The organism is Tropicimonas sp. TH_r6 (assembly GCF_033101155.1).
Classification (GTDB): Bacteria; Pseudomonadota; Alphaproteobacteria; order Rhodobacterales; family Rhodobacteraceae; genus Tropicimonas.
Genome location: NZ_JAWMPX010000001.1, coordinates 396,731 through 411,614 on the forward strand (window position 1 = coordinate 396,731; position 14,884 = coordinate 411,614).

Here is a 14,884-nt window from a genome sequence, read left to right on the forward strand (position 1 = left end):
CTTCTTCCCGTTCGTCGTCCAAACAATGCCCCGGACTTTAGGGGCAGTTCCACGACCATGTTGTTTCGTAGAACGGGGCGTCACGTTTCATTGGATAAATCGTTGCCAGAAGAGCCTGCCGCCAATACCTCGGGAACTTCGAACGGGCGCTTTTCGAGCGGAAACGAAAGGCGCAGGCGCGCGGGATCAGTATGCATATGCCATTCATGGAACGCCTCGTTGTACTGCCGGCGGGTCTGGGAGACACCGGCGGCCGTGCGCAAGCCGAACTCCGTGTGGTTGGTGAGGCTTGTCGACAGGTTGAAACAGATCATCGTCAATTGATCGTGATCCTGGAAGGCCGGTCCCAACACTTTCTCTGCCCGCTTTATCATCTCGCCGTCGGCACCGAACCGCACGGAATCCCAGAAGCCGAGCCTATCGTTCAGCGTCTCGCGCTCGAACAGGCAGGAAATGAAGGCCCGTCGTCGGATTCCATCGGGAGAATGGTGCGCGCTCGCCGGAATGAAATCCTCGAAACAGCCGGTGGTGCCGACGCGCAACATCGACACGGTACCGGCCTTGACTGCGCCCTCGCTCTGCAGGATCGCCCGCAGGTGCTTCTCGAGACGTTGGGGGTGGGACCAGTCATCGCCGTCCTGCCCTGTGATCCATGCGCCGGTCGCGTCCTGCAAGGCGATGTTCTTTGAGACGAACGGACCAAGGTTTTTCTGGTTGCGGCGAATCTTGACCCGGGAATCCGCATCCGCAAGCTGTTGCAGGATCGTCCAGGTCCCGTCGGTGCTGCAATCGTCCACGATTAACAACTCAAGGTTGGTCCAACTCTGGTGGAGGATCGATTCGACCGCGGCCTGCACCGTGTCTTCGGAATCGAAGACGCTCATGAGAACGCTGACCTTTGGCCCGCCAGTCGTTTTCGCGACCGGACCGGTTGTCAGCCGGTGCAGCAGTGTCCCGCCGTCGGCGAGCACGATCGGCAGGATATCGAACGCATCGAGGTAGCCGTTCAAACTCGCCAGCCAGTCGCGTTCGGAACCGGCCAGCAGCGCACGGTTCGCCCTCAGGATCCAGGCAGGCGACGGTACGAGCGAGCGCGCATGCTCCCGGACAAGGGTCATCGCATCGTCGATCCGCCCCGCGTCGCACAGGGCCTTGGCAGCCACCATCACCAGATGGGCGCGAACTTTCGGCTCTTCCATTTCCAGACGTCTGCGCAGGGCGCTCTCGGTGGCCCCTTGCTGCGCCGGATCAGCAATCCGGTAGAAGGCTTCGCTGAAACCCGGCCCGGGGTCGCGGCGCATGGCAGCGCCCAGGGCAAGAAAGTGCTCCAGAGGTTCCATGCCGCTGCGCGCCACGTCAGGATAGGCCCGGGCGTACCAGTCTGGGTCGAACAACCCGGACTTCACCAGGCGGTCACGCCATTTTCCTGTCCAGTCTTCCATCCCAGCTCTCCTCCCGGCGTCGCGCCTCAAAGCCGCAGATCGGATTCCGCCTTGTCGAATGCCGCTTTCAGGTCGAAGAACACGCCGTCCGGTTTCAGGTACCGGCGCAGGGCCTGTGGTCCCGCGGCGGTATATTCCTTGTGGGGGACGGTCAGAACAATCGCTTCATACGCACCGTCCTCGGGTTTTGTGAACGACACGCCGTATTCCTCGGAGATCTCCTTGGGGTCGGCATGGGGGTCGTCAATCTCGGTGTCGATTCCCCATTCCTGCAGCGCGGCCATCAATGCGATGACCTTGGTGTTGCGAGTGTCCGGACAGTCCTCCTTGAAGGTCGCGCCGAGAAGCAGGACCTTGGCGTCCTTGACCGGGAGGTTCTGCTCGATCATCGCCCGCACCAGCCGTCGCGCGACCTCCCGGGGCATCCCGTCGTTTATCTCGCGAGAGAGGCGGATGATGTCGGGGATGTGGCCGGACCGTTCCGACTTGTGCAGCAGGTAGTAGGGATCCACACCGATGCAATGTCCCCCGACAAGACCGGGGGTGAGGCGCATGAAGTTCCACTTCGTCGCCGCCGCCTCGATGACATCGGCCGTATCGATCCCGAGCCGCGAGAAGACCATCGAGAGTTCGTTGATCAGGGCGATATTGACGTCCCGCTGGGTGTTTTCGATGATCTTCGCAGCTTCGGCGACCCTGATCGAGCTCGCCTTGAAAGTGCCTGCTGGGATGATCGAGCGATAGAGATCGTCAAGGAAATCGGCCACTTCCGGCGTCGATCCGGAGGTGACCTTGACGATCTTGGTGATCGGGCGGGCCTTGTCGCCGGGATTGATCCGTTCGGGGCTGTAACCGGCGAAGAAATCCTCGTTGAAACGCAGCCCCGACAGTGCCTCGATCACCGGCAGGCAGTCGTCTTCGGTTGCGCCGGGATAGACGGTGGATTCATAGATGACGATGTCGCCCTTGGAGATCACCTTGCCCACCGTTTTGGAGGCCGAGATCAGCGGCGTGAGGTCTGGCTTGTGGTCGATGTCGATCGGCGTGGGCACGGCCACGATGTAGACGTTGCACGACGCAATGTCCGCGAGGTCGTCGCTGAAGCGCAACCCGCTGGCAACGCTCAGATCCTCCACCTCGCCTGTGACGTCGATGCCGTTGCGCAGTTCGTCGATTCGTTTGCGCGATGTGTCGAAGCCGATGGTCTCGTACCGCTTCCCGAATTCCGTCGCCAGCGGGAGCCCAACGTAGCCGAGCCCAATGATTGCAATCCGTACGGAATCTAGACGCATTACGCCCCCTGAAGACAGTAAATTCGTTCGGAGGTGCTTATAGTGAGAACCACTTGCGCAGGCAATGACACAGGCGGGTCGGCGCGGGTTCACCGCCGACCTGTGGTCCTTTGGCCGATCAGGATCTTTTTCGCTTTCCAAACAGCTTCTTGAGCCGCCCCGCCAGACCGCGATTTTTCTTCTTCTGGAGCTTGGCCAAGTGCTTGTCGATCTGCTTTTGGGCGTCCCCGAGGCGTTGTTCGGCTTCCATGAGCGCGCGCGTCAGGATTTCCGTTTCCCGGAACCGGGCGTCGCGTTCTGCCGCGTGTTCGTTTCGTGCCTGCCCAAGCTGGGCTTGCAGGATTTCCGAGCCGGGAAGCCCAGTTTCGTGCTGCGTCTCGAGCGCGTCGCGCAGCAGGAAATTCTCGTTCTGAAGCCGGATCAGTTTCCGGCCACGCTGATCGAACGCGTCGCGTTGTGCCAACTGTTGCTTCTCAAGTGCGGCCAGCTTGCGTTCCAGCTCCTCGGAGAGGTGGTGGTCCGGCGTGTTCTCGGGAACCGGAGGGGCGTCTTGTGTCATGGTCGTCGGTCCTGGATGTCCCTGGATGTGGGTTGGACGGTTTTTCCGGTCATTCCGGGGAATGGCGGCGCAGCAAAAGGCATCGGTTCGCGTGTTGGACGTCATACCCGTCCAGCAGCAAGTCTGGCAGCCGCTCCGTCGCTTCGTCAACGAGCAGCAGGTAGGCCGGCTTGATCTTCTCCAGCGCCAGCTTGAGTGGGCGGAGGGTCGTTTTGCCGCCCACGACGATCAGGTCCGGGGTCACAACGCCGAGTCGGTCGAGGCAGCGCCGCAGGAACGACACCTCTGCGGATGGTATCGCGACCGCCGCCAGCGGCGACGCGGTGTCGAGCTGTTCGAGTTGCGCGATCTGCCGGTAATGTGCGGCTCCGGGATAGAGGATCAGATTGACCAACCCGTCGTCCACGCAGGCCGCCAACAGTGCTGTGACCGGCGCGTTCAGATGCAGCGACACCCGTGCCTGGCGAACGGCGCTCAGGATCAGGGTCGCATCCTCCTGCGTCAGCTCCAGCGCGGAGCCACGGAAGCGCTTCGGCTCTTCGGCACGCCCGGCAATCTCGATCGCGTCCGACAGTCCGCAGGCGAACAGGTGTTCCATGGCGGCCCGTGCTTTGGGACCGAGTGCGGGATCTCCCGTCCCCGGGTCGCCGATCGGAAGCGGCGTATCGAGAACACCCTCCCGATGCAGGGCGCTGTTGCCCGAGACCAGGGTGTCAAACTCGCTATCGGTGTAGGGCACCTTCCATTGCAGGGCATCCTCATCCGATCCGTCCAGATCCTCGGCCAGTTCAGCGGCCATATCGCGCAGGAACTTCTCGAGTTCGAGGCGTTCCCGGGTTTCCAGCGTCCGGGTCATGGTGTTCAGGCGGCGTTTCGCTTCGATCAGGGCTGCCGGTTTTTCACGGTGATTGGCGTGAATCCCGCGCGCGAGCTCCGCGTCGGTCACCGGCAGGCCGATGGCTTCCATGAAGCGAGGCACCAGCGGTCTCTCTCCCTGCACCAGGGCAATCGCCGATACCTTGGTTGCCTCGAACGTCTGCTCCAGCACCTTCAGGCGCTTCCGGTAGGAGAGCGTCTGGTCCTCGTAAGTATCTCGCGCATATTCGGCGAAGGGTTTGGTGAAGGCGGATTTGAACCCGGTCACAACATCCTCCACGTAGCGCGATCGCAGCCAGTCCAGCTGTGGGCGAAGCACGGCAACCAGCTCGATGTCATCATCGGCGAAGAACGTTCGCAACATGTGCAACGTGTCTGCGGGCATGTCGGAGAAAAGGCCCTCGACGCTCAGGATCAACGTGTGCGGATCGTGTCGCGCAACCTCCGCCTCAAACGCCGACACATCGCCGTTCTCGATATCTGTCAGCAGCTTGCGGTGACCGGGGGTCCGTTCCTTGTCGAACGGGTTCTGTCGCGCCAGGACCGAGGTCGGAAAGAGTACACCCTGTTCGGCAAGCCGGTCGTGCTGTTGCTCCAGGTAGTTCTGAATCGAGGTGCTGCCGGCTTTCGACTGGCCGACATGGAGAATGATTTTTCGTTTCGTCATGGTGTTCTGCCTTACTTACAGGATCTCATCGCTGCCCGAAAAGGCGCCGGGCGCCGTGTCGGATTGCGCGAGCCGGCGACGTTCCGCGTGAGTCTGTGTTGAAAGAGCCCGATCTGCCGCAAATCAGTCCCCCCCTAAGGATTTTCGTCGCGTACGGGATGTTTTGGCAATTCCGCGATCTCCGGGGCGCGTTGCGAACTCCAGGCCAGATCGAGGCGCAATCCCTTGGCGAGCTCTGTCGTAGGGCGCAGGAAATCCTCCACGCTGGCTTTCCAGGTGTGCTCGGAAATAAGGGAATACCTGACATGAACATAGTCTTCCGGTTCACCCGAGAAGATCTTCACACCCTTTTCCTCGGCATCCTTGAAGAAGGCGGTATCGATCGCTCGGGGGAGATCCTGGAACTTCTGGTCTTGCAACTTCTGGCGGGACCAGAAGATGGTACCACCGAAAACCCTGCTCTTGATCACGTTCGTATCGGTGCGCTTGAACCGCAGCACAAAGGCGTCCGTATCCTCGACATAGCAGAATGCACGGTTGCGCCCGACAATACCCACGTCGTCATGGCCATTGAAAAGGAACGTCGCGAGCGAAGAGCGAATATAGTTCGGGCCGTAGAAATCGTCGTCGTCGATCTTGGCGACAAGGTCCGATTGGCACTGCTCTAGGGCCAAGTTCAATGCAACGCCGAGGGTAACATCCGGGTCGGGCAGCTCGATCACCGTCACCGAAGCGACCCCGGCGAAACTGCGTCGGATTTCCTCCGGATCATGCCCCGGTCCGTGCGCAACGAATACCACGTGCAGGTTGGGGTGCACCTGCGACCGGATCTGCGCCGAGATATGGCCGAGAAAGCCGGGACGCTTGGATGGGCAGAGCACCGTCACGGAAATATCGTCGATCCCGTCGCCGGTCATGGCGGCATGGTTGCGCCGTACATTGCAGAGTGGGACAAGGGCCTCCGGCGATGCCGCAAAGGGCCGCTCCGATGCGTCCTCCGGCGGAAACGGCAATCGCGCCGTGCCCGGCCTGTCGGCATCAATCGTCTTGTGCCAGTTCCGCCACGCGGCGGCATAATCCTTCCGGATCTGCGAAGGTCCGGTCGTGCGGCTGACCCCGTGGGTGGCATGGTTGGTCAGGCTGTCCTCGAAGCTCATGGCGAACATGGCGATCTGATCGTGCGATCGGCACTCGTCGCCAAGCAGCTTGCGCGCTCGTCCGATCATTTCGCTGTCGGCACCGAAGCGCACGCAATCCCAGCTTCCGAGGTCGTCGCGCAGGAAACCGGCATTGAAGACACAGGCGATGGGCGCTTCGCGCGCGATCCCGTCGATGGAGAAATGCGAAATCGGGGTGAACCGGTCAAGCGAACCATCCGGCAACAGCCGCAACATGAGCGGCAGAGAGGCGCGCGGCGGTGTCGGGCTCTTCAGGACGGCACCGAGGTGATGTTCCAGCCGTTGCGGATGGGCCCAGTCATCGGCGTCATGGCCGGTGATCCAGTCGCCCGATGCCATCGAGACCATGATATTCTTGGCGACATAGGGACCGACATTGACCTTGTTGCGGAAGATCTTCACCCGGCTGTCGCTGGCGGCAATCTCTTGCAGAATGCCCCATGTTCCGTCCTCGCTGGCATCGTCGACGATCAGCAGTTCGAGATTCCGCCAGGTCTGTCGGAGGATCGAGGCAACCGCTGGCCGGATCGACTTCTCGGCATTCCAGGCCGGCATGATCACCGAGACCAGCGGCCCGCCCGTCACGGCGGGCAAAGGCCCTGTCGAGAGCCGGTCGAGCAATTGCCCTCCAGCACCCATCTGAACCGGCGCGGCGCCGAAGCGACCGATGTAGCTGTTGAGGTGCCGCAGCCAGCCAGCGGAATCTCCAGTCGCCAACGCCCGGTTGGCGCGCAGGGTTTCGATTGCGTAGGCCATGTCTTCGGGGACATACGTCTCCGCGAAACGGACGGCGATATCGTGATCCCCGTCCTGCGCAATCCTGCTTGCGACGAGCAACTCGTGATTCTCTTTCGGCTTGCCTTGCACGGCAATCAGAAAAGACGTCGGATCGGCAGCGAAACGGGCGTTTGGCGGTCGTTTCATAAGGGCGCCGAAACGACGATAATGCTGCTCTGGTTCAAGATCCAACGCCCCGACATCGGGAAAACTCTTGCCGTACCATTCGGGATCGAACGATCCGTTCTTGAATACCCAGTCTACGATGTCGTTCTTCGTGGAAGTCATCTCGTCCTGCATCAGTCTGAATCATCGGGCCGATCCTGTATCGGGCACCGGAACCGAATTTACCACGACCCACCGCAGCGCTATGCCTAGCTAAGCTGTTTGCCGAAGTGTCGCAAGCAAAGTCCGCGAAGTGGCCCTGGCTGGCTCTTGGGGCGGCCCAGAGGAGCGCCCCACCGTTTCCGTGGCCCTGTCAGCCGCTCAGGGGCGAAGCCGGTTGACCGCCGCCAGCACACCATCTGCCGCCCGTTCCAGACCGTCGTCGTCGAGGGTGATCTGCATAGACTCGGCTGGTTCGCCGGCCGCGGAGCGCGATTTCGCGTAGCGGCTGTCATAGTGCTGCGTGATCAAATCGAGCGCCAGTGTCTCGAAGTCCCGCGTATCGACCAGCCGCTTCCAGCCATCGATCCGTTCATGCCCCTGCAGCCGCACCAGCAGCGACAGGATTCGTTTCAGCTCCTCCGGGGCGGCGCAGATATCGGCATAGGCCCGGGCGAGATAGCGGGCGCGATCCTCGACGCTGGCCTGCATTCGCACCCTCGGCGCGGCCCGCATCAAGGCCCAGATCGCGGGCGGCACCAGCAGGTCGCCCACCTTGGAACTCTCTGCTTCCACCAGCACGGGCCGCGCCGGGTCCAGCTCGGCCAGCGCCGACACCAGCCGGCTCTCCAGCATCTTCTGGCTCGGCTGCCCGCCCGGGCGCGGCCCAAGCACGGAGCCGCGATGATTGGCCAGTCCTTCGAGGTCCAGCACCTGCCCGCCCCGCGCCGCGACGAGATGCAGGATCTCTGTCTTGGCCGTCCCTGTATTTCCGTCGATCAGGACGAAGCGATACGGCAGTTCATTTTCATAGAGCTGTGCGACCACTGCCCTGCGATAATCCTGATAGCCACCCGAGAGCACATCCGCCCGCCAGCCGACCTGTTTCAGGATCGTCGTGAAAGAGCCCGAGCGCTGCCCGCCGCGCCAGCAATAGACCAGCGGTTTCCACGCCCCGTCTTTTGCCGCCAGCGGTCCCTGCAAATGGTGGGCCGCATTCTGCGCCACCAGCGCCGCCCCCAGTTTGCGGGCCTTGAAGGGGCTCTCCTGCTTGTAGATCGTGCCGACCTCAGCGCGCTGCTCATTGTCCAGAACCGGCAGGGAGATGGCACCAGGCAGGTGGTCCTCGGCGAATTCGTCGGGGGAGCGGACATCGATGATGCTGTCGAAGGGCAGCTCCAGCGGGCGGGAGAGGTCAGGCAGCTGATACGGCATGGTCGGCTCATAGCGCAGCGCCGCGCTGAGGGAAAGCGCTGGCGAAAGGGGCAGGGACGTTCCGGAAAACCGACAAGTTGCGGCAGATAGGCGCTTGATAAAACTCGCCCAAAAGTGGAGCGTCGGAGTATGGAATGCGGGGAGGCAACATGATCCCGAAGCTCGACTGGCGCCGCTATGGTGAAGCGACGGACAGGGAAGGGTTCGTAGACGACCTGGGCGCGGCATTGCGCGGTCCCGGTATTCTGCGACTTTCGAACCACGGGATTCCGACTGAACTGAGCGAGGAAGTCTTCCACCACGCTGCTGCCTTCTTTGACCTGACCGAGGCCGAGAAACGCACCCTCGCCATGCAGCCGGGGCAGCATAACCGTGGCTGGACCCGGATGGGGGCAGAGCAACTGGCCGATGGCGCGTCGATCCTTGAGCGGCGGGAAGGCTTCAATATCGGGCTGGAACTGCCGCGCGACGATCCTCGAGCCGCCACGCTCCAGCCGTTCCGCACGCCAACCCCCTGGCCGATGATCCGTGGCTTCCGGGAGGCCACGCTGGCCTATTTCGACGTGATGCTCGCGCTTGGCACCAAGCTTCAGGAAGCGATTGCGCTCGATCTCGGCCTGCCCGCCAACCATTTTGCGCCGTTCTTTTCCGATCCTCTGGCGACGCTGCGTCTCGTCACCTACCCGCCTGCCACCGGTGTGGAGAAGGAGATTGGCGCCGGGGCGCATACCGATTATGGCTCGATCACACTTCTCAACATCGATACCGAACCCGGGTTGCAGGCGCGGTTGGCCAACGGCGACTGGGTCGATGTGGATCCAGAGCCGGGCTGCTTCGTCTTGCTTGTCGGTGATTGTCTCGAATGCTGGAGCGGTGGCCGCTATCGCGCCACACCGCATCGGGTGCAGACGCCGAAGAACCGGCGCTACGCGATCAATTTCTATCTCGATCCTGGACCCGGGGTGCCGGTCGCGCCATTGCCGGACCTCGCCGCGACGGAGGCTGCGGAAGGGCGGGCCAAGACCTACGCTGCCTATCTCACCGAACGCCTTGCCGCCTCGCACATGTCTCCGCGACGCTGATCCGCCTCACTCCCGCGCCCGGAGGACACGCGCCGGACGTGCCGCGAGCGGACGCCAGGCAAAGCCGAGCCCGGCCAACAGCGTCGCCAACACACCGCCAAGGACAATGGCCAGCGCAGAGACCGGCTCGAAGGCGAAATCCGTCTCCATGACGAATGTCGTCACCGCCCATCCGGCCAGCCCGCCGCAGAGGATCGCGACCGATCCCGCGGCAGCCCCGAGCAGGGCCGAGCGGATGGCAAAATAGGCGAGGATCTGTCCGCGCGCAGCCCCGACCGTCTTCAGCACGGCCGCCTCGTAGATCCGCACCCGTTCGCCTGCCGCCGCCGCTCCGATCAACACGACCAGTCCGGTCAGCAGTGTCGCCGCCGCGCCATAGGTGATCGCCGCCGCGATACCGGCCAGCACCTCGCTGACCCGGTCAATGGCGTCGCGCACGCGGATGGCGGTGATGTTCGGATAGGTCTTGGCCAGGTCTCGCAGGATCGCGGCCTCCGCCTGCGGGTCGGCATAGATAGTGGCGATATGGCTATGCGGCGCACCGGCCACGGCTGCGGGGTTCATCGTCAGGATGAAGCCGATCCCGGCGGTGGAAAAATCGACCTCGCGGAAGGAGGTGATCTCCGCTTCGATATCACGGCCAAGGATGTTGATCGTGAGCCTGTCGCCAAGCGCCAGCCCCATCTCCTCGGCCTCTTCGGCGGCGAAGCTGATCTGAGGCGGGCCGGCATAGTCCTCAGGCCACCATGCCCCCGCCGTCACGGTCGTGCGGCTATCGGGCAGGGCGGCATAGGTCACGCCCCGGTCGCCCGAGATCACCCAATGCTCGCCCACCGCCTCGCGCGCCGGCACACCGTTGATCCGGGTGAGGACGCCACGCAGCATCGGCGCGCTGTCGACCCGGCTCACTTGCGGATCGCCCTCGACCCGTTCCAGAAAGCCCGAAAGCTGGTCCGGCTGGATGTCGACGACGAAATAAGAGGGGGCAACTTCGGGAAGGTCCCGTGCGATGGCGCTGCGCAGGTTGGAATCGATCTGGCCCACCGAGGCCAACACCGTCAGCCCGAGCCCCAGCGACAGCACCACGGAGGTCGCCTCGCCCCCCGGACCACCAACAGCGCCGAGCGCCAGTCGCAGCGGGGTCTTTCCGCGCACCCACCGCGCCCGGGCGAGCTTGCTGCACAGGCTGCGGATGGCGAGGGCGGCGAGCACCAGTAACAGCAGAGAGGCGGCGATCCCGGCGGCGGCGTAATAGGTCAGGTGCGGCACACCTGAGAACCAGGCGGAGAAGCCGACAAGCGCTGCCAGGAGAGCCACCGTGAGGATCAGGTAGCGCGGGCGGGGCAAGTGGAACCGGCTGGAGACGAGGTCGCGAAAGAGTGTGGCGGCGCGGATCTCCTCGGTGCGTGCCAATGGCCAGAGGGTGAAGAGAAGCGCGGTGAGCGCTCCGTACAGTGCGGCCTCCGCGAGCGGTGCCGGATAGATCGCGAAGGCGGCCGGAATGGGCAGGCGCGCCTCGATCACCGGCGCAAAGGCCAGCGGCAGCAGCCCGCCAAGGACCAGCCCGAGCGCGATGCCCAGCAGGGCCAGCGCACCGATCTGCATCAGGTATGCGGCAAAGATCGTCCCGCTCTCGGCGCCCAGCGTCTTGAGGATGGCGATCACCTCACGCTTGCCGTCGAGATAGGCCCGCACCGCCGCCGAGACGCCGACTCCGCCAACTGCCAGCCCCGCCAGCCCGACCAGCACGAGGAAGGCGCCCAGCCGCTCGACGAAACGCGCCACGCCTGGTGCCCCGTTGCGCGCGTCGCGCCAGCGCATCCCCTGATCGCGGAAGAGCGCCTGCGCCTCGGCCTTGGCCGCTTCGACATCCGTGCCCTCGGGCAATTGCAGACGATAGCGCGTCTCGTAGAGCGTGCCCGGTGCGAGCAAGGAAGAGCCCTCCAGCGCCTGCGTACGCAACAGCGTACGTGGTCCGAGCCCGAACCCGTCTCCCGCATCGTCCGGCTCGCGCGTGAGAATGGCAGAGAGGGTGAAATCCTGCGTTCCGAGGCGGAAGCCGTCGCCCGGAGCCAGTCCCAACCGGTCCGCCAACACGCGCTCCATCACGGCGCCATGCCCGGCCAGCGCCTGTTCCAGCGGCATCTCGGGCTCCAGGGTGAGCTCGCCATAGATCGGATAAGCGCCGTCGATTCCCTTGATCTGCGTCAGCCCACGCTCCTCGCCCACAACAGCCATAGAGCGGAAATCGACCACCTCGGAGAGTGCCTCGGACGCGTCTTCCATCCAGGCGCGCTCGTCCTCGCTGGCAAATCGATAGGTGAAAGTCATCTCGGCATCGCCGCCCAGCAGCACCGCACCTTCACGCGCCAGTCCCGCCTCGATCCCGGCCCTTACCGTGCCGACAGCCGCAATCGCCGCGACGCCAAGCGCCAGGCAGGCCAGAAACACCCAGAAGCCGCTCAATCCGCCACGCAGTTCCCGACGCGCGATGCGCGCAGCGACAGGCAGGTTCACGCTGCTGCTCCCGCGGCGTCTCTGTCGAGACGACCGTCCACCAGCCGCACGATGCGATCGCAGCGCTCTGCCAACTCCGGCGCATGGGTGACAAGCACCAGCGTTGCGCCATGCCGATCGCGCAGGCCGAAAAGCAACTCCATGATTGCCTGGCCGGTTGTGCCGTCGAGATTGCCTGTCGGCTCGTCGGCAAGAAGGATGCGCGGACGAGGGGCCGCGGCGCGGGCGAGTGCGACGCGCTGTTGCTCGCCGCCCGAGAGCTGTGCGGGATAGTGGTCCATGCGTTCGCCCAGCCCGACCGCGTCCAGCTCTTCGGCGGCGCGTTCGAAGGCATCGGCCCGACCGGCCAGTTCCAGCGGGGTTGCGACGTTTTCGAGCGCCGTCATCGTCGGAATGAGGTGGAAGCTCTGGAAGACCACGCCCATAGTGTCGCGGCGAAACCGGGCCAGCGAATCCTCTCCCATCGCCGACAGGTCGTGCCCTGCCGCTGCAACGGAGCCGGAGCTCGCGCGTTCGAGGCCGCCCATGACCATCAGGAGGGATGACTTGCCCGACCCGCTCGGACCCACAAGCCCAAGGGTTTCCCCCGCCGTCACGTCCAGCGAGATCCCGTGCAGGATCTCCACGCGCCCCGCGTTGCCACTCAACGACAGGGTGACGTCCCGCAGGGACAGAATTGGTTCGGCCATGGGTCGCGCCTCCAGAAGCATCTCAGCATTTGCATATGGCGCGCAATGGGCTGCGCGCAAGGCGGCTCTGGTCTTTGCGCTCCTCTTGCCGTTGCCTGCCGTGGCGGAACAGCTCACGATTGCGGCACTCGGCGACAGCCTGACCCAGGGCTACGGCCTGCCGCAGGAACAGGGGTTCGTGCCGCAGCTTGAAGCCTGGCTGACCGCGCGCGGCCATGATGTAGCGCTGATCAATGCCGGCGTCTCTGGTGACACCACGGCCGGCGGGCTGTCCCGCGTGGCCTGGACGCTGACCCCAGAGGTAGACGGGATGATCGTCACACTTGGCGGCAATGACATGCTGCGCGGCATCGATCCGACGAATTCCCGTGCCAATTTGCGCGGCATCCTCGAGGCAGCGCAGGCGGCCGGTGTTGAGGTGCTGCTGGTCGGGCTGCAGGCGCCGGGCAATTTCGGTCCTGACTACAAGGTGGCGTTCGACGCCATGTATCCCGAACTTGCACAGGATTTCGGCGCGCTTCATGCGGAGAGCTTCTTTGCCGGGCTGGCGGTCGAGGGCGATCCCGCTGCCGCCGCGCGCCACATGCAGTCGGACGGCATACACCCCAATGCCGAGGGCGTTGCCCTCATCATCGAAGCGCTCGGTCCGCAGGTCGAAGCGCTGTTGGATCAAATCGAGTGAGTGGAAGAATGGAACTGTTGGAAGAACTTGGCCGGATCGTCGGTGCGGCCCATGTCCTGACCGGAGCGGAGACGGAGCGCTACGCCACGGACTGGACCAAGGTCTATGCCAGCACGCCGCTGGCGGTGGTCCGTCCGGCCGCGACAGAGGAGGTCTCCGCCGTGGTCAAGGCCGCAGGCAAGGCGGGTGTCGCGATCGTGCCTGTGGGCGGCAATACCGGGCTCTGCGGTGGCACCTATGGCGAAGGCGCGCTGATGGTCTCTCTGGAGCGGATGAAGGCCATCCGCGCGATCCGCCCGGACGCACGCGTGGTGACGGTCGAGGCCGGTGTCGTGCTCGACAACCTGCACACGGCGGTCGACGAACACGGGCTGATCTTTCCGCTCATCTTCGGCGCTCGCGGCTCGGCAATGATGGGCGGCTGCCTCTCGACCAATGCCGGCGGCTCCAACGTGCTGCGCTATGGCTCGACCCGGGGACTCTGCCTCGGGCTGGAGGTGGTGTTGCCGTCGGGCGAGGTCCTCGACCTGATGACGGCTCTGCATAAGGACAATTCCGGTTACGCGCTGAAGGATCTCTTCATAGGCGCAGAAGGCACGCTCGGGATCATTACCGCCGCCAATCTCAAGCTCTTTCCGAAACCGGCCGCCTATGCCACCGCAATGGTCGCTGTGCCGTCTCTCGGAGATGCGCTCACGTTGCTCAACCGGGTTCAAACGGCAACCGGCGGCGCGGTCGAGGCGTTCGAATACATGCCGGGGCCGACCATCAATGCGATTGTCGACCATTTCGACGGGATGCGCGCGCCGTTCGAGGAGACCTACGACGTGAACGTGCTCATCGAGGTCGGCGCCACGGCCCCGCGCGATGCCACCCCGGCCGATGACGGCACGATCCCGGTCGTGAGCTATCTCGAGGAGGTGTTGGGCGAGATGCTGGAAGAAGAGGCCGTGCTCGACGCGGTCGTGGCGCAGAACGAGGCGCAACGGGCCGCAATGTGGGCGATCCGCGAGGGCAATGCCGAGGTGGCGCTGGAAAATCCGCCCTTCGTCAATACCGATGTCTGTGTGCCGTTGGACCATGTGGAAGCCTGGCTGGACGAGATCGGCCCACGTCTCAAGGCGCTGGACGAGGATATGAGTTGCATGATCGTCTGCCATTTCGGCGACGGGAATATCCACTACACGGCGCAACCGAGCCGCGATGACGCGGAGTTGCTTGATCAGATTCTCGAAGTGGTTGAGGAACTGGCCATCGCCCATGGCGGCTCTTTTTCGGCCGAACACGGGATCGGCAAGTCCAAGCTCGCCTCCATGCGGCGGCGCAAGAACCCGGTGGCGCTGAACGTCATGCGTCAGATCAAGCTGGCGCTTGATCCGGAAGGCCGGATGAATCCGGGCAAGGTTCTGCCCTGACCGCAGGGTGCGTGGGGCCGTCGCTTGAAATACGTTCGCGAGCCGCATTGCGTCGGGTCGCGGACAGGGCGGAGCTTCATCGCAATTGAAACGAAGCGGCACGGTGCTTTCGGCGTAGTTCCGTGCCCTTCCTTGCTCCGATCCAAAGTCCATGAACGGATTGACGCGA

General features: G+C 63.9%; 11 protein-coding genes. 3 read left to right on the top strand and 8 right to left on the bottom strand.

What is annotated here, in order from left to right; all coding sequences use genetic code 11:
* Positions 1–80: 80 nt before the first annotated feature.
* The 6 genes from R3X27_RS01775 to mnmH all read right to left on the bottom strand — a co-directional run bounded on the left by R3X27_RS01775 (position 81) and on the right by mnmH (position 8,330).
* The gene (locus R3X27_RS01775) at positions 81–1,442 is read right to left on the bottom strand and encodes a glycosyltransferase family 2 protein (protein ID WP_317707093.1); all 1,362 of its coding nucleotides are present in this window, start codon (positions 1,440–1,442) and stop codon (positions 81–83) included.
* Between the two features lie 26 nt (positions 1,443–1,468).
* On the bottom strand, positions 1,469–2,734 hold the full coding sequence (locus R3X27_RS01780) for a nucleotide sugar dehydrogenase (protein ID WP_317707094.1): 1,266 nt from the start codon (positions 2,732–2,734) through the stop codon (positions 1,469–1,471).
* 118 nt (positions 2,735–2,852) lie between these two features.
* A complete protein-coding gene (locus tag R3X27_RS01785) occupies positions 2,853–3,293 on the bottom strand; it encodes a hypothetical protein (protein ID WP_317707095.1) in 441 nt (146 codons plus the stop codon).
* Between the two features lie 49 nt (positions 3,294–3,342).
* On the bottom strand, positions 3,343–4,836 hold the full coding sequence (locus R3X27_RS01790; protein ID WP_317707096.1) for a hypothetical protein: 1,494 nt from the start codon (positions 4,834–4,836) through the stop codon (positions 3,343–3,345).
* Positions 4,837–4,970: 134 nt separating this feature from the next.
* Positions 4,971–7,079: a glycosyltransferase gene (locus R3X27_RS01795; RefSeq protein ID WP_317707097.1), complete on the bottom strand. Its 2,109-nt coding sequence runs from the start codon at positions 7,077–7,079 to the stop codon at positions 4,971–4,973.
* Between the two features lie 198 nt (positions 7,080–7,277).
* A complete protein-coding gene (gene mnmH / locus R3X27_RS01800; protein WP_317707098.1) occupies positions 7,278–8,330 on the bottom strand; it encodes a tRNA 2-selenouridine(34) synthase MnmH in 1,053 nt (350 codons plus the stop codon).
* Positions 8,331–8,479: 149 nt separating this feature from the next.
* Between mnmH and R3X27_RS01805 the strand changes: the two genes are divergently transcribed.
* A complete protein-coding gene (locus tag R3X27_RS01805; protein WP_317707099.1) occupies positions 8,480–9,412 on the top strand; it encodes an isopenicillin N synthase family dioxygenase in 933 nt (310 codons plus the stop codon).
* Positions 9,413–9,418: 6 nt separating this feature from the next.
* On the opposite strand, the gene R3X27_RS01810 is transcribed toward R3X27_RS01805, so the two are convergent.
* Both R3X27_RS01810 and R3X27_RS01815 read right to left on the bottom strand, forming a co-directional pair.
* Positions 9,419–11,929 (bottom strand): ABC transporter permease, encoded by a 2,511-nt coding sequence (locus R3X27_RS01810; RefSeq protein WP_317707100.1) that lies wholly within the window; start codon positions 11,927–11,929, stop codon positions 9,419–9,421.
* Positions 11,926–12,618, bottom strand: coding sequence for an ABC transporter ATP-binding protein (locus R3X27_RS01815; protein ID WP_317707101.1), 693 nt, complete (start codon positions 12,616–12,618; stop codon positions 11,926–11,928). The genes R3X27_RS01810 and R3X27_RS01815 overlap by 4 nt, the downstream gene beginning before the upstream one ends.
* Here R3X27_RS01815 and R3X27_RS01820 point away from each other — a divergent pair.
* Both R3X27_RS01820 and R3X27_RS01825 read left to right on the top strand, forming a co-directional pair.
* Positions 12,617–13,300, top strand: coding sequence for an arylesterase (locus R3X27_RS01820; protein WP_317707102.1), 684 nt, complete (start codon positions 12,617–12,619; stop codon positions 13,298–13,300). The two genes, R3X27_RS01815 and R3X27_RS01820, sit on opposite strands and share 2 nt — an antisense overlap.
* Positions 13,301–13,308: 8 nt before the next feature.
* Positions 13,309–14,715 (top strand): FAD-binding oxidoreductase, encoded by a 1,407-nt coding sequence (locus tag R3X27_RS01825; RefSeq protein ID WP_317707103.1) that lies wholly within the window; start codon positions 13,309–13,311, stop codon positions 14,713–14,715.
* Positions 14,716–14,884 lie beyond the last annotated feature (169 nt).